This is a genomic window from Asticcacaulis solisilvae (assembly GCF_052327315.1).
Lineage (GTDB): Bacteria > Pseudomonadota > Alphaproteobacteria > Caulobacterales > Caulobacteraceae > Asticcacaulis > Asticcacaulis solisilvae_B.
In genome coordinates this window covers 82753-107699 of the sequence record NZ_CP166196.1, presented here as the reverse complement: position 1 = coordinate 107699, position 24947 = coordinate 82753, and the positions used below count along the sequence as shown (strand labels likewise).

The following is a 24947-nucleotide window of genomic DNA, read 5'->3' as shown; positions in this document are numbered from 1 at the left end:
TCATGACGATTTCCGTTTCCATCGATCAGGGCATAGCACTGGTGACGCTCAATCGGCCCGAGGTGCATAACGCGATGAACGTCGCGATGATCGCCGACCTGAAGGACACTTTCCGCCGTCTTGGCAGCGACGCCGAAGCGCGGATTATCGTGCTGACGGGCGCGGGCAAAAATTTCAGCGCCGGCGCCGACCTCAACTGGATGCAGGCGGCCTCAACACAAGGTTTCGAGGCCAACCAGCAGGACGCTTATAAGTTAGCACGGATGTTATATACGATCGATTCTTGCCCAAAGCCGGTCGTCGCCCTGGTCAATGGCGCGGCTTTGGGCGGCGGGGTTGGGCTGGTCGCCTGCTGCGATATCGTGGTGGCGCAAGGCGCGGCGCAGTTCGGCCTGACTGAAGTCAGGATCGGCCTCATACCAGCGACGATTTCGCCTTATGTCACAAGAAAAATCGGCGAAAGCCAGGCGCGCCGCTACATGCTCACCGGCGAGCGCTTCGACGCCGACACCGCGCGCCGTATCGGCCTGGTGCACGAGATCGGCGACGACGCCGACGCGATCATATCCGGCCTGATGGCCAACGGCCCCGACGCAATGGCCGACACCAAGGCGCTGATCCGCGACGTGGCGCACGCCGCCATAGACGAGGCGCTGCTGGCCATGACGGCCGAACGCATCGCGGCCCGCCGGGCCTCGGCCGAGGGCCGCGAAGGCATCGCCGCCTTCCTGGAAAAGCGCAAGCCGGGATGGGCGAAATGATGTTCGACAAGGTCCTGATCGCCAATCGCGGCGAAATCGCCCGGCGCATCATCCGCACCTGCAAGCGCCTGGGCGTGCGCACCGTCGCTGTCTTCAGCGAAGCCGACCGTCATGCTCCCTTTGTGCGCGAGGCCGACGAGGCCGTGCTGATCGGCCCGGCGGCGGTTGCCGACTCCTACCTGCGCGGCGATCGCATGATCGCGGCGGCGCTCAACCACAACGCCCAGGCCATCCATCCCGGCTACGGCTTCCTGTCGGAAAACGCCGAGTTCGCCGAAGCCTGCACGGCCGCCGGTCTGGTCTTTATCGGCCCGACGCCTTCGGCGATCCGCGCCATGGCGCTGAAGGGCGCGGCCAAGGCGCTGATGAGCGCAGCCGGCGTGCCCGTCACGCCCGGCTATCATGGCGATGACCAAAGCCCCGATGGCTTACAGACCGAGGCCGCCCGTATCGGCTATCCCGTACTGATCAAGGCGGTGGCGGGCGGCGGCGGCAAGGGCATGCGCCGCGTCGACCAGGCCGCCGATTTCGCCGACGCCCTGGTTTCGGCACAGCGAGAAGGCCAGAACGCGTTTGGCGATCCCAAGGTGCTGATCGAGAAATATATCGAGATCCCGCGCCATATCGAGATCCAGCTGTTCGCCGATACGCACGGCAATGTAGTACATTTGTTTGAACGCGACTGTTCGCTGCAACGCCGCCACCAAAAGGTCGTGGAGGAAGCCCCCGCCCCCCACCTGCCCGAGGGCCTGCGCCAAAAGATGGGCCAGGCCGCCGTCAAGGCCGCCCTGGCGATCGGCTATGTCGGTGCCGGCACGGTGGAGTTCATCGTCGATGTGTCGGGCGGCATCGGCAGCGCGCCCTTCTACTTCATGGAGATGAACACCCGCCTTCAGGTCGAACACCCGGTGACCGAGGAAATCACCGGCACCGACCTGGTCGAATGGCAGTTGCGCGTCGCCTGTGGCGAGCCCCTGCCGAAAAACCAGGACGACCTCGCGATTTTGGGCCACGCCATCGAGGTCCGTCTCTATGCCGAAGACCCGGAAAACGACTTCCTGCCGGCGACCGGAAAGCTGGAAAGGCTGGAGTTTCCGAAGACGGCGCGCATCGAGTCCGCGGTCGAACAGGGCGACGCGGTCAGCGTCTTCTACGATCCCATGATCGCCAAGATCGTCGTCCACGGAAACGACCGCGCCCACGCCATCGCGAAACTGCGTGAGGCCTTGATCCATACAGGTGTTCAAGGCCTGACAACCAATCTCGGCTTCCTGCGCCGTGTCGTGTCGGACACAGACTTTGCCGCGGGCGAGATCGACACTGGCTTTATCGGCCGCCATATCGACACACTCACCCTGCCCTGGCCTGACGCAGAGCCCGATGCGGCGGCCGTTCGCGCCGATCCGACGTCGCCGTGGAACGACATAAACGGCTTCTGGCTCAACCTGCCGCCGCGCGCCCACCTTCATCTTGATCGCGGCGATGCCGACCATGCAGGCACGGTGTCGGGCGATATCCACGCCCCCATGCCCGGCAAGCTGATCGATGTCTTCGTCAAGCCCGGCGACGCCGTTGAAAAAGGCCAGAAACTGCTGATCCTCGGCGCCATGAAGATCGAACACACCATTAAGGCGCCCAAGGCCGGCACCGTCACCGCTGTCCACGCCAGCGCAAGCGACCAGGTCGCCGACAAGGCGCTGCTGGTCGAAATCAGGGACTAAGCCCATGATCCACTTCCCGCACCTTTCCTTCGGCCACGGCGAGGATATCGACCAGTTGCGCGACGCGGTCGCACGCTTTGCTGCCGCCGAGATCGCACCCCTGGCCGACGAGACCGACCGCAGCGACCAGTTCCCAATGCACCTGTGGAGGGCGATGGGCGATATGGGATTGCTGGGCATGACGGCGCCTGAAGCCTATGGCGGCGCGGCCATGGGCTATCTGGCGCACACCATCGCCATGGAGGAGATTTCGCGCGCCTCGGCCAGTATCGGCCTGTCGTACGGCGCCCATTCCAACCTGTGCGTCAACCAGATCGCGCGCAACGGCAACGAGGCGCAGAAGGCGAAATACCTGCCGAAGCTGATTTCCGGCGAGCATGTCGGTGCGCTGGCCATGAGCGAGACCGGCGCGGGTTCCGACGTCGTGTCGATGAAGCTCCGCGCCGAAAAGCGTGGCGACCGCTACGTGCTCAACGGCAGCAAGATGTGGATCACCAACGGGCCCGACGCCGACACTCTGGTCGTCTACGCCAAGACCGATCCGGACGCCGGGTCGAAGGGCATCACCGCCTTCCTCATCGAAAAGGGTTTCAAGGGCTTTGCGGTGGCGCAGAAGCTCGACAAGCTGGGCATGCGCGGCTCGCACACCGGCGAACTGGTCTTTGTCGACTGCGAAGTGCCGGAGGAAAACGTGCTGGGCGCGATCGGGCGCGGCGCGGGCGTCCTGATGTCGGGCCTCGACTATGAGCGCGTCGTGCTGTCGGGCGGGCCGCTCGGCATCATGCGCGCCTGCCTTGACGTCGTCATCCCTTATGTACACACCCGCGAGCAGTTCGGTGCCCCCATCGGCACCTTCCAGCTGATGCAGGGCAAGGTCGCCGACATGTATTCGACCTGGGCCGCCTGCCGCGCCTATGTCTATGCCGTAGCCGCCGCCTGCGACCGTGGCGAGACCACGCGCAAGGACGCCGCCGGCTGCATCCTCTACGCCGCCGAAAAAGCCACCTGGATGGCGGGCGAGACCATCCAGGCCCTGGGCGGCAACGGCTATACCAACGAATATCCGGCAGGCCGCTTATGGCGCGACGCCAAGCTGTACGAAATCGGCGCCGGCACCTCCGAAATCCGCCGCATGCTGATCGGCCGCGAGCTGTTCGAGGAAACGAAGTGAGACCGTCAGGCGTCACGCTATATGAAGTCGGGCCGCGCGACGGCTTGCAGGCCGAGACGGAGATCGTGTCGGCCGCCGACAAGATCGCGCTGATCGACCGGCTGTCGCAGACCGGATTGCAGCATATCGAGGCCGCCAGCTTCGTATCGGCAAAGTGGGTGCCGCAAATGGCCGACGCGGCTGAGGTCATGGCGGGGATCGCACGCCGCCACGGTGTGTCATACCCCGTGTTGACACCCAACCTGCAAGGCTACGAGGCGGCGCGCGACGCGGGCGCCGCCACCGTCGCCATCTTCGGCGCGGCGTCCGAGACCTTCAGCCGCAGGAATATCAACTGCTCGATCGGCGAGAGCCTGGAACGCTTTCGCTTCGTCACTGAAAGCGCCGCGCGCGACGGCCTGAAAGTACGCGGCTATGTGTCGTGCATCGTCGGTTGTCCCTATGAGGGCCGCATCGCGCCCGAAGCCGTGGTTCCTGTGGCGCAAAAGATGCTCGACCTGGGCTGCTATGAAATCAGTCTCGGCGATACGATCGGTGTGGCCACGCCCGGCGATATCCGGCGCCTGCTCGACATGGTTTTGAAGTTCATACCCACCGGCAGGATCGCCTTGCACTGCCACGATACCTACGGCCAGGCCCTTGCCAATATCCTGACGGCGCTGGACTACGGGATTGCCGTGTTCGACGCCTCGGTCGGCGGCCTGGGCGGCTGCCCCTATGCGCCGGGCGCGTCAGGCAATGTCGCGACGGAAGACGTGCTCTATATGCTGGACGGCATGGGTATCGAGACCGGTGTCGACCTCGACGCTGTTATCGACACGGCCTGGTTCATTTCGGGTGTGCTCGGCCGGGCGCCACGCTCGAAAGTCGCCCGTGCTATGCGGTCTTCCGGTTCATGATCCACACCGTGACACAGGAAGCGACAGCCGTCAGCACCGTGCCCCATGCCATATCGACCAGGCTCAGGGACAGAGGCCAGTCGCGAATGACCGACAGCGCGGTCAAATCATAGGTGGCGTACGCCGTAAAGCCGAAGACTGCGCCCCGCATCGCCGCCGGCAGAGGTTTCGATGCCGGCAAGGTCACCAGCACCGTCACGCCGAAAACGTAGACCATATAAAAGGCGATCGCCGCCGGCAGATCGAACTGCGGTTTCAGCAGACTGCCCATGATCTGGCGATAGGCGCCGCCCGTCAGGGTCAGCCAGGCCGCATCGAGCGGCAGCATGACCAGCAGCGTCACGAAATAGGTAAGGACGGCGCGCATCAGATTCGCGCGAACGGCTGCAACAGTTTGCCGAGCAGGGTCTTCGGCAGGATCAGGCCGTCCTGCGCCACCAGACACAGACAATCCTCATCGGCACCGACCGCCGGCGAATGCTGGATCGTTTCGTCGCACAGCACGAAGTCGCCGCGGCTATAGCTGCCATTCAGGTCATTGAACGTGCCCTTGAGCATCAAGGTGATTTCGCAACCACGGTGGGTATGTTCAGGCATGACCATGCCGCGCCTGACAAACATCAGATAGGTCTTGGTGCCCTGGGTATCCTCATCGAACTTGACCGGTGCTATCCACACACCGGGTGCCGCCCAGTAGCGGCCGGGAATATTTGCCGTCTTCAGGCTTTCCGGCAAGTCGAAGCCTTCAAGGAAAGCCGGACGCTTGATCGTCGCGGCCGGCTCCGGCTCCGGCTCATCCGGGCGCTCGATGCGCGCCATGGCAAGGTCGAGCGCAGTGTCCGACATGGCCACGCCTTCGATCTCCTCCAACAGCGCACCACCGACCTGGTCGAACAGCCTCAGCTCCGACCGGCACTGCGGGCACAGGTCCATGTGCGTGCGGACAACCAGCCGCATGCCCGGCGACAGGCGGCCGCGGTGATAGTCCCACAACAGGTCCTCGGGGGGATGAACATGCGTCATGCGCGGCCTCCCGGAACAGCCAGAGCGGTCTTCAGGCGCGTCAGGGCCAGGCGCAGCCGCGACTTGACGGTGCCAAGCGGCAGCGACAGGGCCCTGGCGATATCCCCGTGGGAAAGGTCTTCGTAAAACGACATCTTGAGTACTGTTTGTTGATCCGCCGGCAGGGCGCGGATAAGCGCCGATACCGAACGCGCGGATTGGTGATCGATCAGTTCCTGATCGGCGGGTTTATCGCCCTCACCCTGCCACAGGTCGTCGGGCAGGTCGCGGACGCGTTTGGCCTTGCGGGCGGCGTCGATGCGCAGGTTGCGCGCGATCGAGTAGATCCAGGTGACGGCGGTCGCCCTGGCCGGATCGAACAGATGCGCCTTACGCCAGACATTGAGCATGGCGTCCTGCGCCAGGTCTTCGGCCTCCTGGGCGGGCAAGCCCTGGCCCATGACAAAAGCCTTCAGCCTGGGGGCAAAGCGCGTGAACAATGCGGCATAGGCGGCGCGGTCACGGGCTTCGGCAATACGCGCGATCAAACGCTCCGGAGGCAGATCCGGGGTCGTGTCGCGCAGCGGGTTCGTATCCGTGTCCATGCCAGGATGAGCAAAGCCGATTACGGAGATATGGTCAAAGGTCATTTTCCCACTCCGGGCGGATGCCGTCATCCGCCGATGCAGTTGCAATGGAATACGCCGTCATCCCGTCACCGGATCACCGGCTGCCGGAAAATCGCAGGTGATCCAAGGTTCGTGTGTCCGCGTAGACCTTCCAATACGCCCGGGAGACACGACAATGGACGGACAGACTTTCAGAAAAAGACGCGTCGCTGTCATCGGTTCCGGCATAGCGGGCCTGTCCTGCGCCTGGCATCTCAACCCGCATCGCGACGTCACCGTCTTCGAAAGCGAAGCGCAGCCCGGCGGCCATAGTCATAGCGTCAATGTCGGCACCGAGGCAGACCCGCTGTGGGTCGATATGGGCTTTATCGTCTTCAACGAGCCTTGCTACCCCAACCTTGTGGCGCTGTTCGCGCACCTCGGCGTGGCGCATCAGCTCAGCGACATGTCGTTCGGCGTGTCGATCGACCAGGGCCGGCTGGAATATTCCAGCCTCGGCATGCGCGGCCTGTTCGCGCAGGCGCGCAACCTCTTTCGTCCGCGCTTCCTGTCGCTGCTTTACGACGTCGCGCGCTTCTATCGCGAGGCGCCCCGGGACCTGGCCGCCCGCGCCCGCCAGGACTATCGCCTGGGCGACTATCTCCGCGACCGCAATTACGGCCGGGCCTTTATCGACGACCATCTGCTGCCCCAGGCCGCAGCCATCTGGTCAACCTCTGCGGCGCAGATCATGGACTATCCGTTCCGCGCCTTTATCGCCTTCTTCGAGAACCACGGCTTGTTGCAGATCATGGATCGCATCCTGTGGCGCAGCGTCATAGGCGGCGCCCAGGCCTATCTCAAGGCACTGATCAGGCCGTTCGCCGACCGCATCCGCACCGGGTCGCCCGTCGCAGGCATCGAGCGCCGGCAGGGCGGCGTGACGGTCATCCTGAAGTCAGGCGAGCGCCAAACCTTCGACGAGGTCGTCTTCGCCACCCACGCGGATGTCACGTTGAAAATCCTCGGTGACGCGGCCACACCCGCCGAAAAGCGCGTGCTCGGCGCCTTCCGCTACACGCCCAATGAAGTGGTATTGCACACCGACGACAGCTTCATGCCCAGACGCCGGGCGGCGTGGTCGAGCTGGAACTATCTGGGCGAACGCATATCCGCCGAAGACCGGCAGCTCTGCGTCACCTACTGGATGAACCTGCTTCAGGTCCTTAAGACCAAACAGAACTACTTCGTCACCCTCAATCCGACGCACGACGTCGATCCGAAAAAGACGATCAAACGAATCGTCTTCGACCACCCCCTGTTCGACGCCCATGCCATAAAGGCGCAAGGCCAGCTGGCCGATCTGCAAGGGGCACAAGGCCTGTGGTTCTGCGGCGCCTATTTCGGTTCGGGCTTCCATGAAGACGGGCTGCAATCGGGACTGGCCGTGGCGGAAGCGATCAGCGGCGTCCACCGGCCCTGGGATTTCGACTGGAGCCACAGCCGCATTCAATATAATCCGTGGACGGATGATGTTATCCTTCAGGCAGCCGAGTGATGGAAACGGGCCTTTACAGCGGCGAGGTCGTCCACCGGCGCTTTGCACCGAAACAGCACCGCCTGGCCTATCATATCTTTCAAGTCCTCCTCGATCTCGACACTATCGACGACGATCTTAAGACCGTGCACCTGCTGTCGCGAAATCGCTTCAACCTGTTCGGCTTCTACGACCGCGACCATGGCCCGGACCAGGCCGACAAGGCCGGCTCCCTGCGCGACCGGATGGCCGCCATGCTCAGCGGCCGCGACGCCTGGACAGACGGCGACCGTATTTTCCTCATGGCCATGCCGCGCGTGCTGGGCTTCGTCTTCAATCCGATCAGCCTCTACTTTGTCGTGACGCCGGACGACCGCGTGCGCACCATCGTCTATGAGGTCAACAACACCTTCGGCGACCGCCATTCCTACGTCATGCCGGTGCACGATGCCGGCCGGACGATCCACCAGCACAGCGGCAAACGCCTGCACGTCTCGCCCTTCATGGAGACCAGGGGTCACAGCTACGATTTCGACCTGATCGCGCCTGCCGAAACCTTTGCTCTCAAGATCGACCTGAAAAAGGGCGAGCAAAGGATGCTGTTCGCTGCCTTCACTGCCCGGCGGGAGGCGCTTGCCGACAAGGCCCTTTGGCGGCTGTTTCTGGGACTTCCGCTGATGACTTTGAAAGTCGTCGCCGGTATCCATTGGGAAGCGCTGAAGATCGCACTGAAGGGCATAGGCTTGAAACCGAAACCGCCGACACCGAAATCGGGCATAAGCGTCGCCGATGCATGAGACGATAATGACCAAACGCCGCCTGCTGACCATGGGCCTGCTCGGCGGGCTGACTACGGCGCTTTCAGCGTGCAATACCCTGACGATGTTCAACGCCGTGACGCCCAAGGACGGGCCGGTGCGCCGTGTCGCACAAGACATTGCGTTCGGCGACGATCCTCGCCAGCGCTACGACGTCTATCGTCCGGCCAATCGCGACGGCGAAAAGCTGCCGGTCGTGGTCTTCATCTATGGCGGCAACTGGGCCTCCGGGTCGAAGGCCGATTACAGCTGGATGGGCCACGCCTTTGCCGCCATGGGCTATGTCTGCATGCTGCCCGACTATCGGCTGGTGCCGGACGTCCGCTATCCGGCGTTTGTCGAGGACGTCGGCGCGGCGGTCCGGCATTTTGTGGCGCACGCCGGCGATTACGGCGCGGACGCCACCCGGCTGGCCTTGAGCGGCCATTCCGCCGGCGCCTACAACGCCGTCATGGTGGCGCTCGATCCGCAGTATCTCGGCGACATCCCCGTCAAGGCCGTCGTCGGCATATCGGGCCCGTACGACTTTTATCCCTTCGACGTGCCGGCCAGCCGCGACGCCTTCGGCCAGTGGCCGCGTCCGCAGGAAACCCTGCCGGTCAACCACGTTCGAAAGCTGGATACGCATTTCCTGCTGCTGCACAGCCGCGCCGACACGGTCGTCTATATCCACAACGCCGTGAACCTCGACGCGAAGCTGCGGGCGATCGGCGACGACTGCCGGCTGAAGCTCTATGACGGTTTGAGCCATCAGGACATGGCGGCTGCGATGTCGATCCCGTTCCGCGGCAAGGGTACCATCTTTGCTGACGTCAAAGCCTTCCTGGCGGAGACGCTCTAAGCGGGCGCCTTGCAGTAGCGCGCCACATAGTCAGCGTGGCTGGGCAGGCTTTGCACCGTATGGTCGAGGATCTGCTTGATGCTCTGGAAATATTCGTGGAGGTGCTCGGGCGGCAGGGCTTCGGTCAGGGGCGACGCGCCCTTCGGCATGATGCCCTGGCCCAGCAGGACCTGGATCCAGCTCATCTCCTTGAACAGATCCTCTTCCTCGATCAGCACGCGGCCGCGCGAGGCGAAATAGTCCATCTTGCGCGTCAGGCTGTCGGGCACCGGCATGGTGCGGCAGTAGTCCCAGAACGGGCTGTCGTTCCGCTCGGTCGCCTTGTAGTGCAGCACCAGGAAATCGCGGATCAGCTCATATTCGTGGCGCGTGGCGCGGTTGAATTCGTCGATCTCGGCCTGCGGAAAGTCCATGTCGGGGAAGCACAGCATCAGACGCTGCAGGCCTGACTGCACCAGGTGGATGCTGGTCGATTCCAGCGGCTCCATGAAGCCCGACGCCAGGCCGAGCGCCAGGCAGTTCTTGATCCACGATTGCTTGCGCCGGCCGGTCGTGAACTTCAACAGACGCGGTTCAGCCAGCGGTTCGCCGTCGACGTGATCGAGCAGGATGCGCTGCGCCGCCTCGGGCTCCATGAAGCGGCTGGAAAAGACGTGGCCGTTGCCCGTGCGGTGTTGCAGCGGGATGCGCCATTGCCAGCCGGCCGGGTGGGCGCGCGCCTGGGTATAGGGCTTGAGCGGCCCCGACGAGGCGGTCGGCACGGCGATCGCGCGGTCGCACGGCAGCCACTGGCTCCAGTCCTCATAGCCCGCCTTGAGCGCGCCTTCGATCAGCAGGCCCTGGAAGCCCGAGCAGTCGATAAAGAAATCGGCGGCGATCGTCTCGCCGGATTCCAATGTCAGCGACTCGATAAAACCGTCCGCCGAACGCAGGTTCACGCTCCCGACCTTGCCTTCACGGCGAACGACACCGTTTTGTTCGCAATGGCCGCGAAGATAACGCGCCAGCAGCCCGGCGTCGAAATGCAGCGCGTAGTTCAACCCGTCCATCTGCGTGTCGGGAATTTTCTTCAGGCGCGCGAACTTGTTGGCCTTGGCCGCCAGGTCGTTGAAGCTGTAGTCCCACAGCGATCCGGTCTTCGCCGCCCATTCCGGGCCGCGCTGAACCTGTTTCAGCCAGTATTGGTAAAACGGCAGGATACCCAGCGGATTGCCCGGTCCGCCGAAGGTGTGGGTATAGGCGTGGCCCTTCTGCTTCCAGTCGATGAATTCGATGCCCAGCTTGAACGTCCCCTGGACGTGCCGCATCAGTTCATCCTCGTTGAGGCCGAGGAAGGTGAAAAGATTGAGGATGGGCGGAATGGTCGCTTCGCCGACGCCGACCGTGCCGATATCGTCGGATTCGACCAGGGTGATCCTGGCCTGGCCGTCCAGCACCTTGCTCAGCATGGTGGCCGACAGCCAGCCCGCCGTGCCGCCGCCAAGGATCAGGATATTTTCTACCGGACGCGCCATGCGGGCCTCCCTGGACAAGATCGTTGTAGTTCTAACGTGAAGCAGTATTGCTCGCTGTAACGACACATTCCCCCTTCCGTCTGGCTCGGCTTGACGCCGATCCAGCCACCTTCCCCGTAAACGGGGAAGGAAGGGAGCTTAATTCTCTCTAATTCCTTCCCCGTTTACGGGGAAGGTGGCACTCGCGGAGCGAGTGACGGAAGGGGGAAATGCGGCGCCTGAGCTCAAAAAAAACAAACACCTGCCGGTCGCAAAACCGGCAGGTGCACAAGGTGTCTTCAAGTCCTAGTAGCGGTAATTGATACCGAACAGGTAGGTGCTGCCATACTTTTCCGAACGGATGGTATGGTTGCGCTGGCCCTTGCCCTGATAGAGGGTGAAGGGTTCGTTGGTCAGGTTCTGGCCCGACAGCGACACCGAGAAGCCCTTCAGCGGGCCGGCATCCCAGGAATAGCCGAGCTGGGCGTCGATGATCGATTCCGAATGCACCCAGTCGTATTCCAGCGTGTTGGTGTAGTTCGGCACTTCACCCAGGAAGTCCCCGCGGTAGCGGTTGCTGAGCCGCGCCGAGAAGCCATGCTTTTCGTAGTAGACCGTCGTGTTGATGACCTGCTTGGACAGGCCCGGCACGTCGTAATTGCTGCCGTGGATGTTGACCTGGGACTGGTTGAGCGCGCCGCTCCAGGTAATGCCGAAGCCGTCGAGCCACGGCGCCACCATTTCGCCCGGAATGGACGCCGACAGTTCGATGCCTTCGATATGGCCGCCCTTGCCGTTGTTCATCTGCGAGCTGAGGCCGATACGGTTTGCATCGGCACTGGTGCAGATGTTCACGTTGGACGAGTTCTTGCAGTACGACGGCAACGGCACGCCGGTGAAGTCGTGGATCGTCGTGTCGTTGAAGATGAAGGTCTTCAGGTCCTTGTAGAAGATCGCCGCCGACACGTAGCCCTTGCGGCCGAAATACTTTTCAAGCGACAGGTCGACATTGTTCGACTTCCACGGCTTGAGCTTCGGGTTGCCGCCACCACCCGACCAATAGACCGCCTGGCCGTTGATGCTGCCGGACGTCGTGCCATCGGTCGCGACGCTGTAGCTGCTGCCGGCGGCCATGTCGTCCATGCGCGGACGGGCTACCGTCGTTGCGGCGCCGAAGCGCAGGGTGGTGTCGTCGGCGACCTGCCAGTTCAGGCTGACCGAAGGCAGGATGTCGGTGTAGCTGGTGCCGCCGGTGACGGGGGCGAAGTCGCCCGCGCCCGTGGTATAGAGCGACGTCGCCTGCTGGTCGGCGTGTTCGGACATGACGCCGATATTGCCGGACAGCGGCTTGCCCAGGAAGGTCGTATCGATATCGCCGCGGATATAGGCGTAGTCGACCTTTTCCTTGACGCTCCAGGTCTTTTGCAGCGACGCCGTCGTCGTGTCTTCCTGGAAGTTGAAGAAGCCCGACTGGTAGAGGCCCAGCGCGTCGTACGAGATCATGCCCGACGAATTGCCGAGGAACTGCGCATCGGTCGTGCCGGTACGGTAGTCGGCCGGAACGACCGCCGTCGCCGACGAGCCCTTGAGACCCAGATAGCCTTCGACGCCGACCTTGGCCTTGGTGTGTTCGGTATGGTCGATACCGAAGCTGATGTCGGCCAGGAAGCCGCCGTTCAGCTTGCGCGTCGCCGCCGCCTTGATCGCCTTGATCTCGTCGGTGATGTGCGGAATCTTGGCGTAGCCGGCGCGGTTGGCGATCGGGCCGCCCCATCCGCCCGGATCGGTCAGGAAGACCTTGCTGAAGTCGGCATAGTTGACCGTGCCCTTGAGGTTGGTCGTGCCGTCGGCATTCTGGGTGAAGTTGATCGTGTCGGTGGCGCCCGAACCCGAAGCGCCGGTACCGGCGGTCGATTCGATCAGGAAGTCGTTCCGCGTGACCTTGCCATAGCTGGCGTCACCGAGCAGCGACCACTGGTCGTTCAGGTCGTAGGTGACGTTGGCGCCGAACGAGTCGAGCTTGGCCTTGCGCTGGTTGATGTAGTTTTCGACCACCGTCTTGACGTTGGTGAAGGTGCCGCTGGTGACATAGCCATTGCCGGTCGTATAGCCCGGTTGCAGGTTGTTGGCGCCCCAGGCGAGCGGATATTCGAGGCGGGCGATACGCTGCAGCTCGTTGAAATCCGAGTGGTAGGCGTCGAGGGTGACATGCAGGTGGTCGTTCGGCTTGAATTCCAGCACGCCGATATAGCCGTCGCGCGTCAGGTTCGACGAGTCGACCGCATCCTTTTCACCGCCGGTGATCATCAGGCTCTGGTCGGCCGGCTGACAGGCCGAGCAGGTCGTGAACCCCCAGGATTCCTTCTTGAGCGTCTGATACGGCGAGTCGGTATGGGCGTAGCCGATGGCCAGGCCGATCGTCTTGTTGGCGAACTGGTCGATGTACATGGCCGACAGGCGATTGCCGGTGTTCTTCATGCCGCCGATGGCCGCGGTCTCGCTGTTCTTTTCACCGCGGACGCTGACGGCGAAGGCCTTCTTGCCGAAGGCGAGCGGACGGACGGTCAGGAGGTCGGCCGTGCCGGCCAGGCCTTGCGCCACCATGCCGGCGTTCGGGGTCTTGTAGACCAGCACCTGGCTGATCAGTTCGGACGGATACTGGTCGAATTCCACCGAGCGGTTGTCGTTGGTCGACACCTGTTCGCGGCCGTTGAGCGTCGTCAGCGTAAAGTCGGGACCGAGGCCGCGGACCGACAGGGTCTGGGCGCGGCCGTTGGTGCGCTGGGCGGCGATGCCCGGCAGGCGGGCGATCGATTCCGCGATCGACGCGTCGGGCAGCTTGCCGATGTCTTCCGCCGAGACGGCTTCGACGATCTGCGAAGATTTCTTCTTGGCCGTGATGGCGTCCTGGATGCCCTTGCGGATGCCGCGGACGACGACGGTCTGGGTGTCGGCCGAATTGGACGCCGCCGGCTTGGCGTCCTGGGCCATGGCGGGCGCCGTGAAGGCGCAGGCCGTCAGCAGGGCGAGGGTGCCGCCGCAGGTGAGCAGGCTTCTTTTCAGCGCCACCGCATGCGGGAGCGCCTGGCCGATTACTTTAGACATATTTTTTGTTCCTCCTGAACCTGATCTGTTCGTTGCGCCAAAGACGCATCTTCAACATCTCAACCCTTCAGCGCTCTTTTTGCCGGCGCCTGACCCTACTATCCAACGGTCTGCAATTTTTTGCAAGATGATGCAAAAAAGCGGACCGAAAAAACCTGAACAATTCGTAATGATGTGACTTTGATGTGACGGAATTGGCCCAAAAGGGGCATAAACACGGTAAATTGTAATATTTTTACCGGAAGATTTGGGCGATTCAGCCGTCAAATCGGCAGTTTGCGATTTTTGACAACCATTGCAAAATTTTGCAAATAAATGAAATTTTCTGCAAAAAGGGATAGGAATACCGTGACAGCGCTTACCCGCGCGGCGTGGCTTGCGGAGGCTGACGGCCGGTTTTTCCGTTAAATGGCTGGCGCTACCAGGGCGATCAGCCGCCGCAGGACTCGCGCACGACGAGCTCGGTCGAAACGATCTCGGAATGGGTCTCGTCGTTGGAAATCGAGCCGATCAGCTTCGACACCATCAGCTTTCCCGCCCGCGTCAGGTCCTGGGAAATCGTTGTCAGGGACGGGTGGGTCAGGCTGGCCAGCTGGATATTGTCATAGCCGACCACCGACACGTCCTTCGGCACAGAAAGCTCGGAGCGGATCAGGCCACGGATGGCGCCCAGCGCGATGATGTCCGAGCAGGCGAACAGCCCGTCGACGCCGATATCACGGTTGAGCAGGGCCAGCATCGAGGCCTCGGCCGAGGCGATATCGAAATGCGTCGGCACCACCAGGCGCGGATCGTAAGGGATACCGGCTTCCGACAGGACATTGAGATAGCCCTGGAAGCGCTGCTTCATCTCGCTGCCTTCGGTCTCTCCGAAATAGGCGATGCGCTTGCGCCCCAGGCGGACGAGATGGCTGGTGGCGCGCGTGCCGCCCTGCAGGTTGTTCGAACCGACTGTGCAATATTTCTGGCCCGGCAGCTCCTGGCCCCACACGATGAACTTCTGCGTCGTTTCGGCAAGGTGGTTGAAGCGGTCGTGCAGATAAGACTGCCCCAGGAAGATGACGCCGTCGGCCTTGATGTTCTGCATCAGGGTGACCAGGTCGTTCTGGTTGCGCGGCGTCAGGTGCGACAGCAGAAGGTCGCAGCCCATGTCACGCGCCGCTTCGCCGACCGCCGAGATCAGTTCCTGGTAGAAGGGATCCGAAAAGCGGCCTTCGCGGCCGTGCGGCGGCGGAATGACGATGGCGATCGTGGCCTGGCTGCCCGACATCGACATGGGCATGTCCTGGTTGAGGACGTAGTTGTGATCGCGCGCGATCTTCCAGACCCGGCGCTTGGTCACGCGATTGACCGCCGGGGAGTCGTTGAGCGCTCGCGACACGGTCGCCACGGAGACACCCGCGATGCGCGCGAGGTCTTCCAGCCGTATCTTGCCCTTGATGCCGTCCATTACGCCGCTACCCGAGTGCCGTTGACCTACGGTGAACACTTTCTCCTTTGCAGGCAAGTGCTTTCATAAAGTCTGCAAAAAAAGTCACCGCCACAGTCCCCTATCAGAGAAGACAGGCTTATTGCAAAACCTCTGCAAAATTCCAAACCATGCCGATTTGCGACCCACGATCAAAAATATCTCATTTTATCAAATTGTTATTGGTAGTATTAGCCAGAAATTTAAAAAAATCGATTCCGTGAATACGTATACATGACGACGGGAGCCACATTTTTGCGGTACTTTGCAAAAAACGACAGTCGCCGCGATGACGGCGTAATGGAGGCTCAGGGTGGTTTCAGGTTTCGGCAAGGCCCGCGTTCGGGGTTTCAAAGGCGTGTCCGGCGGCGCACTGGTCCTGGCGGCCGGTCTGCTGGCCTTTTCGGCGCAGGCCGAAGACAAGCCCGCCATTACGCCTGCCAACCATAATCCGACCCTCAATGCCGGCGGCGCGGCCACCGACGGCCCCGGCCAGGCGTCGCCCTGGTCCTATTCCGGCAAGCAGGGCATCGGCACCGCCTACGAAGCCTATGTCAATTATCAGTATTCGGACAAAGCCGTCACCGGCCCGGTGTCGAAGGTGTGGTTCTCGCTGGCTGACGGCATCGTCACCGAAACCATGTACGGCCGCATCCATGAGGCGCAGATCCGCGAGTTGAAGCTGGCCATTGCCGGCGACGGCTGGACGGCCTTCGAAGGCACGGATACGACCTCGACCGTCGCCTATATCGACACCGATACCGCCGGCCGTCCCCTGTCGCCCGCCTATCGCCTGACGACGACCGATAAAAAGGGCCGCTTCGTCATCGTGAAGGACGTCTTCACCGACCCGGACCGCCAGTCGCTGATGGTGCGCTTCACCGTCAAGAGCATGGCCGGAAAGATCACACCCTATCTGATACTCGACCCCAGCATGGCCAATACGTCGGGCGATGACGAAGGCCGCGTGGGTGGCGGCGCCCTGCAGGCCTGGGAAGGCAAGGTCGCCTTGAGCGCCCGCGCCTCGGTGCCGTTCGTCAAGGCCAATGTCGGCTATACGGGCGTGTCCGACGGCATCGCCGACATTACCGCCCGTCAGGCGTTGGGCACGGTCCACGCCGGCCTCGACAAGGGCCGCGGCAATATCGTGCTGGTGGGCCAGCTTCCCGTGGTTTCGGATAGCACGAACTTCGACCTGGCGGTCGGCTTCGGCGCCACGACGGCCGCCGCCGACCTGTCTGCCCAGGGCACTCTGAAGACCGGCTATACCGAAGTGCTGGCCCGCTTCAACGGCACCGGCAAGCGCGTCGGCTGGGAAGATTACCTGGCGTCGCTGACCGAGCTGAAAAGCCTGGTCCCCGTGTCGGAAGACAATGGCAGGCTGCTCTATGCCAGCGCCATCGCGCTCAAGGTCCAGGAAGACCACACCGCCGCCGGCGCGCTGATCGCCTCGCTCAGCAATCCGTGGGGCGACGAGCTGAAGACCGACAAGTCGTCGACCGGCTACAAGGCCGTCTGGCCGCGCGACTTCTATCAGGTCGCCATGGCGCTGGCCGCGCTCGGCGACAAGGAAACCCCCGTCGCCGCCTTCCGCTACCTGCCGACCGTCCAGGTCACCGCGAAGACCAAAGGCAATACGGGCGCCACCGGCTGGTTCCAGCAGAAATCGCACGTCGACGGTACGCCGGAATGGGTGGGTGTGCAGCTCGACCAGACCGCCATGCCGATCCTGCTGGGCGAACGCCTCAACCAGCTCGGCCTGATCTCGAACGCCCAGCTGTCGGCATCCTACAAGACCATGCTGAAGCCCGCCGCCGACTTCCTGGCCAAGGGCGGCACGGTCGGGCTCGACTGGAACCATGCCACGATCACCCCGCCCTATTCGCAGCAGGAACGCTGGGAAGAGCAGGAGGGCCATTCGCCGTCGACCACGGCAGCGATCATCGCCGGCCTGACGACGGCGGCCGATATCGCCACCCGCGCCGGTGATACAGCCGACGCCACGCTCTATCGTCAGAAGGCGGACGAATATTCGCAAAAGCTCGAGCAGCGCCTGTTCACCACAAGCGGCAAGGTCATGGGCGAGGACAAACCCGCCAGCTACTATCTGCGCATCTCGCGCAGCGACGACGCCAACAATCCCGGCACCCAGGACGAACGCAATGGCCACGCCGGCCTGCGCTCCGACCTGATGGTCGACGCCGGCTTCCTGGAACTGGTGCGCTATGGCGTGCGCCGCGCCGACGACAGCCACATCACGGATTCGCTCAAGGTCGTCGACGACCAGGACCTGCCTGATAATCTGCGCGTCCGCTACGACTTCCGCTTTCCCGGCTCGAACGTCGTCGTGCCCGGCTTCCGCCGCTACGGCAATGACGGCTATGGCGACAAGACGAGCGGCGGCGATTATGCGGTCAACGGCACCATGAGCCCCGACCAGCGCGGCCGCGTCTGGCCGATCTTCACCGGCGAGCGCGGACATTACGAACTGGCGCTCGATGCCCTCAAGCCCGGCGGCGCGACCCCGTCCGATATCGACGCCATCCGCGCCGTCTACGTCAAGGGCATGGAACTGTTCGCCAATGACGGCCTGATGATCCCCGAACAGGTCTTCGACGGCGTCGGTTCGCCCGACCCGCACGGCTACACTATCGGTGAAGGCACGGACAGCGCCACGCCGCTGGCCTGGAGCCACGCCGAATACGTCAAACTCTTGCGCTCTCTGCGTGACCGCACGGTCTGGGACCGTTCCGCCGTCACCGCCGCGCACTTCGCTCAGGTCAAAGACTAGGTCTCAACCCTTTGACCCCAACTGTGCCCTCGCCGTCACTCCCACGGCGAGGGCAATTTTGTTTCAGCAGGATTCGCGAAGAACAAGCTGGGTCGGGATGCGCGTCATCTCGGCCGGCTGGCCGTCGATCAGGCGGATAAGCGTATCGACAAGGACGCGCGCCGCCGTCGTCGTATCCTGGCGCACGGTCGACAGCTCAGGATTGATGCACGTGCAGACCCACAGGTCGTCGAAGCCCATGACCGAGACGTCCTTCGGCACCCCATAGCCCCGCTTTTGCAGGGTCTGGATCGCACCGATGGCCAGAAGGTCGGTCACGGCGAACACCGCGTCGAAATCCGCCCCTTCGTCGAGCAGGCGCTGGATCGCGGCGCCCCCCTCCTCACGCGAGATAAAACAGTCGATGGCCAGGGCCGGATCGACCTTCAATCCCGCCTCTTCGTGCGCGCGGACATAGCCCTTGAAGCGCTCGAAGAATTCCGAATGGCGCTCCGACGCCTCGCCCAGGAAAACGATGCGTCTGCGGCCGAGCCCGATCAGGTGCGACACCGCCGCATAGGCTCCGCCTTCGTTGTCCGAACCGACGAACAGGTCGGGATCTTCGGCGATCTGCGGTCCGAAGACCACCCAGGGCTCACCCACCTGGCGCAGCACCTCGACCTTCTGCCGGTAGGTCTCGAAATCGCGATACCCCAGGAAGATGATGCCGTCGGCACGGCGCGAAAAGCCGTAGTCGACGCCCCAGTTGTCGCTCTGCTTTTGCAGCGACACCAGGACATCGACGCCCTTTTCGCCGGCATAGTCGAGGATCGAGCCGATCAGCGGCAGGAAGAAAGGGTTGATGCGGTTGTCGGGCTGGTCGAGATCTTCCGAGACCAGCACCGCGATGGTGTTGATCTTCTTCGAGCGCAGTTTGCGCGCATTGATATCGACCGTGTAGTTGAGCTTGGCCGCCGCTTCGTATACCCGGCGGCGCACGTCCTCGCTGACCGGATAGGCGTTGGACAGGGCGCGCGACACCGTCGCCTGGCTGACGCCGGCAAGGGCCGCTATGTCGAAGGAAGTCGGGCGTTTCATTGTTTTTCTTTATCCGACAATGACACTGAAGACAGCGTTAGTCGAGCATGTCCTGCAGGATATCGGCCATCCAGTCCATGAAGACGCGCACGCGTCGCGCCTGGTGCCGCCGGCGGGGATAGATCAGCGACACCGGCAGAGGTTCGGCGTGATACTGCGGCAGTATCTCGACCAGCGAACCGTCGGCCAGGCCGGCCCGCACGCTGGAGGTCGGCGACTGGTTGATGCCCAGGCCGGCCGTCAGCGCGCTGTGATAGGCCTCGGTATTGTTGACCATGATCACGCCGCCCATGGCGATCATGCGGTACTGCGCGCCGTCCCAGTATTCGAAGCCGTCGGGTTTCGAGCCGAATTGCAGATTGTAGTGGATCAGGCGATGGCGCGAGAGGTCGTCGAGTGTCCCGGGGGCGCCATGGCGATCGACATAGGTTTTCGCCGCGACATTGACCATCTTCATATGGCCGAGCGGCCGCGCCACCAGGGTCGAGTCGACCAAAGCCCCGGCGCGGAGCACGCAGTCGAAGCCTTCGGCGACGACATCGACGCGGCGGTCGGTGCACGACAGCTCGATCGACAGGCCCGGATGGGCGTCGAGAAATTCCGGCAGGCGGGGGATGACGTGCTTGCGCGCGGCGGCCACCGACATATCGACGCGTAGCGTGCCGGTCAGGTCCTTCGACGTTTCGAACATCGAGTCCATGTCGTCGAGGTCGGCCAACATTTCGCGCGCCCGCTCGTAATAGGCCTGGCCATCGTGCGTCAGCTGGACGCGCCGCGTGGTGCGGTAAAGAAGCTGAACCTTCAGCCGCGTTTCAAGCTGCTGGACGGCGGCCGAGACGCTCGACTTCGGCACACCCAGCGACGTGGCAGCCGCCGTGAAACTGCTCAGTTCGGCGACACGGACAAAGGCAAGGACAGCGTCGAGACGATTCATTGTTCTGATTTTACGAACAGTATGGGTGTTTGATCGATGTTTATCGCCTTTATCGCGTACAGTAAATAGACGGCCATCCCAACACGGAGATTGCCTCATGAAAATCGCACTGATCACCGGCGGCAGCCGCGGCCTCGGCCGCAACATGGCCGAACACCTTGTCGCGCAAGGCGTCGATATCCTGTTCACCTACCATTCCAACGATGTCGAGGCGAAAAACGCCGTCGCCCAGCTGATGGCCAGGGGCCGCAAGGCCGTGGCGCTCCAGCTCGATACCGGTAATGTTTCCAGCTTCCCGGCCTTTGTCGATCAGGTGAAGGCCGCGCTGAAAAACACCTGGGGCCGCGACAGCTTCGACTTCCTGGTCAACAATGCCGGCATCGGCCTCTACAACCCGATCGCCGACACGACCGAAGACCAGTTCGACCGCCTGATGAATATCCATTTCAAGGGCGTCTTCTTCCTGACGCAGACGCTGCTGCCGCTGATCGCCGATGGCGGCCGCATCGTCAACATCTCGTCGGGCCTGGCGCGCTTCAGCTATCCGGGCTACGCGGCCTATGCGTCGATGAAGGGCGCAATCGAGGTCTTCACGCGCTACCTGTCGAAGGAGCTGGGGCCGCGCCGCATCGCGGTCAATACCCTGGCGCCTGGCGCCATCGAGACCGATTTCGGCGGTGGCCGCGTGCGCGACGACGCCGAGCTCAATGCCGCCCTTGCCGCCCAGACGCCGCTCGGCCGCGTCGGCTTGCCGGACGATATCGGCGGTGCCATCGCCATGCTGCTGTCGGACGAAGCCGGCTGGATCAACGGCCAGCGCATCGAAGCCGCCGGCGGGATACACTAAGAAAGATACCCCTCCACCGCTTCCTTGCGCTTGCCGAAGCTGTACTTCGGCTGCGCTCACCCTCCCCATCGATGATGGGGAGGAGCGGCTGAGCTCGATTTCTCCTCCCTACGCGAAGCGTGGGGAGGGTGAGCGTAGCCAAGGTATAGCCTTGGCAAGCGCAAGGAAGGGGTGGAGGGGTCCCTTACAGACGCTAAATCCCGCTCAGATCCACCACGATGACCCGGTCGTCCAGCCGGACTTCGGGGACATTGTCGTTGGTGAAGAGAAGATAGAAGCTCGGGCCCGTTTCCGGCTGGATATCGAGCAGGTCGCCGGCGCCGAAATTGTCGACGTTGAGCACGCGGCCCACCGCGTTTCCGTCGACATCGACCACCGCCATGCCGATCAGGTCGGTGATGTAATATTCGTCTTCCTCGGCCTCGGGCAGCTCTGCCCGGTCGATATAGAGCTTCAGGCCGTTGAGCTTTTCCGCCGCCGTACGGTCGGGCGCTTCTTTCGCACGGACGATCAGCGCACCCTTGTGTTCGCGCGCCGTGGTGATCTCAAGCGCCGGCTTGCCGTCCGCCCCCAGCAGCGGATTATATTCCAGCACGCTTGCGGGGTCGTCCATATGGCTGTTCAGGCGGAATTCGCCCTGGATGCCGTGGGCGGCGCCGACCTGGGCGACGAAGATCAGTTGGGGCTCGGTCTTGCTCATGGGGATATCTCTGGAGCGTTATGACTTTTACATGAAGCAGAATCGCCTGCAGCTACCACCGCTTCCCCCTTCCGTCTGGCTCGGCTTGACGCCGATCCAGCCACCTTCCCCGTGAACGGGGAAGGAAGGGAGTGTGATAGTCTAATTCCTTCCCCGTTTACGGGGAAGGTGGCGCTCGCGGAGCGAGTGACGGAAGGGGGAACCCGACTTTGCAAGAATCGCCCATGTTTCCGCCATTTTGCGATGTCTCTTCAAATGAAAAGGGCCGGAGTTTGCACTCCGGCCCTTATCGCATGCGGCGAAAAGATTATTCGCCGGCGGGCTCTTCAGCGGCGGCTTCAACCGGGGCTTCGTCAGCAGCCGGGGCCGGAGCGGCCGCTTCGGCCTTGGCAGCCGCTTCGGCTTCCAGACGGTCGGCTTCGCGCTGGGCGCGCTCGGCGGCGCGTTCCTGGGCCTTCTTGCCCGGCGTACCCTTTTGCGGGTTGTTGCCGTGCTTCCACTCGACCAGGCCTTCCTTCGACAGGAAGCGCGCGACGCGGTCCGTCGGCTGGGCGCCCTTCTTGAGCCATTCGGCGATGCGCTCGACCTTCAGCGTGACGCGCTGGGCGTCCTTCGGCAGCATCGGGTTGTAGGTGCCGACCTTTTCGATGAACTTGCCGTCGCGGGCCGCCGTCGAGTTGGCGATGACGATGGTGTAGTAGGGGCGCTTCTTGGAGCCACCACGGGACAGACGAATCTTAAGCATTTCAATTTCCTTGGTAATTTTTGGGAATTGGGGGGATTACTATTTCTTAGTTGGGTCGAACGGCTTTGCGCCGGGCAAGCCCGGCAGGCCACCGAACAGGCCCGAAGGAGGTTTGGCGCCGAGACCCGGAAGGCCGGAACCCGCGCCGAGATTTTTCAGCTTGTCGAGATCGACATTCGGCACGCCGCCACCGGCCGCATTGGGGTCGATCCCCATCTTCTTGGCCATGTCTTCGAGATCGGCCTGGGAAGGCGCGGCACCGCCACCGCCCATGCCGAACATCTTGGCCATCTGGCCCATGGCGCCACGGCCGTTGGACCGCGACATCGCCTTGAAGGTATCGGCCATCTGGCGATGCTGCTTGAGCAGGCGGTTGATTTCCTGGACCTCGACACCAGCGCCGGCCGCGATGCGGCGCTTGCGCGAGGCATTGAGCAGGTCGGGCTTTTTGCGCTCGATCTTGGTCATCGACGAGATGATCGCCACTTGGCGGTCGAAGGTCTTGTCGTTGATGTTCAGTTCGTCGATCTGCTTCTTGACCTTCTGCACGCCGGGCAGCAGGCCCATGATGCCGCCCAGGCCGCCCATGCGCTTCATCTGCTGCAACTGGTCGGATAGGTCGTTGAGGTCGAACTGGCCCTTGGCCATCTTGCGCGCGGTCGCGGCGGCCTTGGCCGCATCCAGCTCCTGCGCGGCCTTTTCGACCAGGGCCACGACGTCGCCCTGACCCAGGATACGGCCGGCGATGCGGCGGGCGTCGAAGACGTCGAGCGCCTCGACCTTTTCGCCGGCACCCAGGAACTTGATCGGCAGGCCGGTCGTGGCGCGCATGCTGAGCATGGCCCCGCCGCGGGCGTCACCGTCGGCGCGCGTCAGGATCAGGCCGGTCAAAGGCAGGCGTTCATGGAAGGCGGCGGCCGTGCGCACGGCGTCCTGGCCGGTCAGGCTGTCGGCGACCAGGAAGGTTTCGGTCGGGTTCGAGATCTTCGCAATCTCGGCCGCCTCGGTCATCAGCGCTTCGTCGAGCGTGGTGCGGCCGGCGGTGTCGAGGATCAGGACGTCGAAGCCCTGGATTTTCGCGGCCTGAAGCGCGCGGCGCGTGATGTCGACGGCGCTCTGGCCCGCCACGATCGGCAGGAAGTCGACGCCGACCTGTTCGGCCAGCAGCTTCAGCTGCTCCATGGCGGCCGGGCGGCGGGTGTCGAGCGAGGCCATCATGACCTTCTTGCGCTCGAACTTCGACAGGCGCAGGGCCAGCTTGGCCGAGGTCGTCGTCTTGCCCGAACCCTGCAGACCGGCCATCAGGATGACGACGGGCGGAACGGCGTTGAGATTGAGCGGCTCGGGCTCTTCGCCGCCCAGCATGTCGATCAGGCCGTCATAAACGATCTTGACGACCTGGTCGGCCGGCTTGACCGCCTTGATGATCTCTTCGCCGGTGGCCAGCTGGCGCGCCTTGTCCATGAACTGGCGCACTACCGGCAGGGCGACGTCGGCCTCGAGAAGGGCGACGCGGACCTCGCGCAGGGCTTCGTCGACGTCCTTTTCCGAAAGGACGCCCCGCCCCGAGAGGCGGTCGAAGAGACCCGAAAGGCGCTCGTTCAAGCTGTCAAACATGCCAGATTCCTAAGGTTGCGCTTATCGCCTGCGCCGTTTATCCAAACGAAAAATCCCCGTGGGCGCGACGCGCTGACGGGGATCCTTCCGATCCTCTGTGGCGCAAGGGCCTGACGTGATCGCGAAGGGGTCTGGACAAGGGCGCAAGCGTTTTGCGCGGATGTGGGCCGCTGCAATGCCGCAAAAGCCCGGCAGAGTCAAGCCAGGCGCCTATTCCGCCTGCAAATGCTGCAACAACCGCGTCATCAGGCGCAGCATGTCGGCCTGTTCGTGGGCCGTCAGAACTGACAGATTGAGCTGCTGTTGTTTCTGCAGCCGCACGCCGACCTCGCCGAAGCGGGCGACGCCGCTGTCGGTCAGGTGGATGATATGGGCGCGGCGGTCCGTGGGATGGCGGCGGCGTTCGATCCAGCCATCCTTTTCCAGAGCATCGAGGAACAGGACCAGGGACGACTTTTCGATGCCCGACGCCTGGGCCAACCGCGTCTGGGTCAGGGTGCTTTCCTGATGCAGTTCGCGCTGCGCCCACAGGGTCGCGAGAACGACGACCTGGCCCATATGCAGCCCCGAGCCTTCGAGCGCCCTGGCCAGGCGGGCATTGAACAGGCCGTGGACGTGGGCCAGGACGTATCCGAAGCTGCGCGCATGGACCTGGACGATTTCGTCGTCGAGCGGCGCAGGATGGATCGGATTCATGGGCATCTCCTTGGACGGTGAACATAGGGGGCCGCGGCGGCAGTTTCAACAATCTTATATAATCCATTTGCAGATTGTCTAATATTAGATTATCTGTTTATCAGACGATATTGAGG

General features: G+C 63.0%; 21 protein-coding genes. 9 read left to right on the top strand and 12 right to left on the bottom strand.

The genetic code is table 11. The features are described 5' to 3' along the window. Window positions 1-2: 2 nt before the first annotated feature. Genes AB8717_RS00480 through AB8717_RS00465 form a run of 4 tightly spaced genes read left to right on the top strand, consistent with a single transcriptional unit; the run spans window position 3 to window position 4552 of the window. Window positions 3-761, top strand: coding sequence for an enoyl-CoA hydratase-related protein (locus AB8717_RS00480; RefSeq protein WP_443749063.1), 759 nt, complete (start codon window positions 3-5; stop codon window positions 759-761). Then, entirely contained in the window at window positions 761-2482 is a 1722-nt protein-coding gene (locus AB8717_RS00475; protein WP_443750832.1) for an acetyl/propionyl/methylcrotonyl-CoA carboxylase subunit alpha, read from the top strand. The genes AB8717_RS00480 and AB8717_RS00475 overlap by 1 nt, the downstream gene beginning before the upstream one ends. Window positions 2483-2486: 4 nt before the next feature. Next, complete coding sequence (locus AB8717_RS00470) at window positions 2487-3653, top strand: isovaleryl-CoA dehydrogenase (RefSeq protein ID WP_443749062.1); 1167 nt, start codon at window positions 2487-2489, stop codon at window positions 3651-3653. Continuing rightward, window positions 3650-4552, top strand: coding sequence for a hydroxymethylglutaryl-CoA lyase (locus tag AB8717_RS00465; protein WP_443749061.1), 903 nt, complete (start codon window positions 3650-3652; stop codon window positions 4550-4552). The genes AB8717_RS00470 and AB8717_RS00465 overlap by 4 nt, the downstream gene beginning before the upstream one ends. Here AB8717_RS00465 and AB8717_RS00460 read toward each other — a convergent pair. The 3 genes from AB8717_RS00460 to AB8717_RS00450 are packed head-to-tail and all read right to left on the bottom strand — an operon-like array spanning window position 4530 to window position 6204. After that, window positions 4530-4919 carry a DUF2177 family protein gene (locus AB8717_RS00460; protein WP_443749060.1) on the bottom strand — a complete coding sequence of 130 codons (390 nt, stop codon included), beginning with the start codon at window positions 4917-4919 and terminating at the stop codon, window positions 4530-4532. The genes AB8717_RS00465 and AB8717_RS00460 overlap by 23 nt on opposite strands. Beyond that, window positions 4919-5575, bottom strand: coding sequence for a ChrR family anti-sigma-E factor (locus AB8717_RS00455; protein ID WP_443749059.1), 657 nt, complete (start codon window positions 5573-5575; stop codon window positions 4919-4921). The genes AB8717_RS00460 and AB8717_RS00455 overlap by 1 nt, the downstream gene beginning before the upstream one ends. Further along, complete coding sequence (locus AB8717_RS00450; protein WP_443749058.1) at window positions 5572-6204, bottom strand: sigma-70 family RNA polymerase sigma factor; 633 nt, start codon at window positions 6202-6204, stop codon at window positions 5572-5574. The genes AB8717_RS00455 and AB8717_RS00450 overlap by 4 nt, the downstream gene beginning before the upstream one ends. Before the next feature lie 154 nt (window positions 6205-6358). Here AB8717_RS00450 and AB8717_RS00445 point away from each other — a divergent pair, with 154 nt between their 5' ends. Genes AB8717_RS00445 through AB8717_RS00435 form a run of 3 tightly spaced genes read left to right on the top strand, consistent with a single transcriptional unit; the run spans window position 6359 to window position 9358 of the window. Continuing rightward, window positions 6359-7720, top strand: a complete 1362-nt coding sequence (locus tag AB8717_RS00445; protein ID WP_443749057.1) for an NAD(P)/FAD-dependent oxidoreductase — start codon at window positions 6359-6361, stop codon at window positions 7718-7720. Then, entirely contained in the window at window positions 7720-8496 is a 777-nt protein-coding gene (locus AB8717_RS00440) for a DUF1365 domain-containing protein (RefSeq protein ID WP_443749056.1), read from the top strand. The genes AB8717_RS00445 and AB8717_RS00440 overlap by 1 nt, the downstream gene beginning before the upstream one ends. 7 nt (window positions 8497-8503) lie before the next feature. Continuing rightward, window positions 8504-9358 (top strand): alpha/beta hydrolase, encoded by an 855-nt coding sequence (locus AB8717_RS00435; protein ID WP_443749055.1) that lies wholly within the window; start codon window positions 8504-8506, stop codon window positions 9356-9358. On the opposite strand, the gene AB8717_RS00430 is transcribed toward AB8717_RS00435, so the two are convergent. The 3 genes from AB8717_RS00430 to AB8717_RS00420 form a co-directional block, all read right to left on the bottom strand. Next, window positions 9355-10872, bottom strand: coding sequence for a tryptophan halogenase family protein (locus AB8717_RS00430; protein ID WP_443749054.1), 1518 nt, complete (start codon window positions 10870-10872; stop codon window positions 9355-9357). The two genes, AB8717_RS00435 and AB8717_RS00430, sit on opposite strands and share 4 nt — an antisense overlap. 285 nt (window positions 10873-11157) lie before the next feature. Then, window positions 11158-13956, bottom strand: coding sequence for a TonB-dependent receptor (locus tag AB8717_RS00425; protein ID WP_443749053.1), 2799 nt, complete (start codon window positions 13954-13956; stop codon window positions 11158-11160). Between the two features lie 430 nt (window positions 13957-14386). After that, window positions 14387-15406: a LacI family DNA-binding transcriptional regulator gene (locus AB8717_RS00420; RefSeq protein WP_443749052.1), complete on the bottom strand. Its 1020-nt coding sequence runs from the start codon at window positions 15404-15406 to the stop codon at window positions 14387-14389. A 376-nt stretch (window positions 15407-15782) separates the two neighbouring features. Here AB8717_RS00420 and AB8717_RS00415 point away from each other — a divergent pair, with 376 nt between their 5' ends. After that, window positions 15783-18215, top strand: coding sequence for a glucan 1,4-alpha-glucosidase (locus AB8717_RS00415; RefSeq protein WP_443749051.1), 2433 nt, complete (start codon window positions 15783-15785; stop codon window positions 18213-18215). A 63-nt stretch (window positions 18216-18278) separates the two neighbouring features. Here AB8717_RS00415 and AB8717_RS00410 read toward each other — a convergent pair whose 3' ends face one another. Continuing rightward, window positions 18279-19292: a LacI family DNA-binding transcriptional regulator gene (locus tag AB8717_RS00410; protein ID WP_443749050.1), complete on the bottom strand. Its 1014-nt coding sequence runs from the start codon at window positions 19290-19292 to the stop codon at window positions 18279-18281. Window positions 19293-19329: 37 nt separating this feature from the next. After that, complete coding sequence (locus AB8717_RS00405; RefSeq protein ID WP_443749049.1) at window positions 19330-20226, bottom strand: LysR family transcriptional regulator; 897 nt, start codon at window positions 20224-20226, stop codon at window positions 19330-19332. A 97-nt stretch (window positions 20227-20323) separates the two neighbouring features. Here AB8717_RS00405 and AB8717_RS00400 point away from each other — a divergent pair, with 97 nt between their 5' ends. Next, complete coding sequence (locus tag AB8717_RS00400; RefSeq protein ID WP_443749048.1) at window positions 20324-21073, top strand: SDR family NAD(P)-dependent oxidoreductase; 750 nt, start codon at window positions 20324-20326, stop codon at window positions 21071-21073. Window positions 21074-21266: 193 nt separating this feature from the next. Here AB8717_RS00400 and rimM read toward each other — a convergent pair whose 3' ends face one another. The 4 genes from rimM to AB8717_RS00380 form a co-directional block, all read right to left on the bottom strand. After that, on the bottom strand, window positions 21267-21773 hold the full coding sequence (gene rimM, locus AB8717_RS00395) for a ribosome maturation factor RimM (RefSeq protein ID WP_443749047.1): 507 nt from the start codon (window positions 21771-21773) through the stop codon (window positions 21267-21269). A 307-nt stretch (window positions 21774-22080) separates the two neighbouring features. Continuing rightward, window positions 22081-22518 carry a 30S ribosomal protein S16 gene (gene rpsP / locus AB8717_RS00390; RefSeq protein ID WP_443749046.1) on the bottom strand — a complete coding sequence of 146 codons (438 nt, stop codon included), beginning with the start codon at window positions 22516-22518 and terminating at the stop codon, window positions 22081-22083. A gap of 39 nt (window positions 22519-22557) precedes the next feature. After that, the gene (gene ffh / locus AB8717_RS00385) at window positions 22558-24135 is read right to left on the bottom strand and encodes a signal recognition particle protein (RefSeq protein WP_443749045.1); all 1578 of its coding nucleotides are present in this window, start codon (window positions 24133-24135) and stop codon (window positions 22558-22560) included. Between the two features lie 210 nt (window positions 24136-24345). After that, complete coding sequence (locus AB8717_RS00380; RefSeq protein WP_443749044.1) at window positions 24346-24831, bottom strand: MarR family winged helix-turn-helix transcriptional regulator; 486 nt, start codon at window positions 24829-24831, stop codon at window positions 24346-24348. Window positions 24832-24947 lie beyond the last annotated feature (116 nt).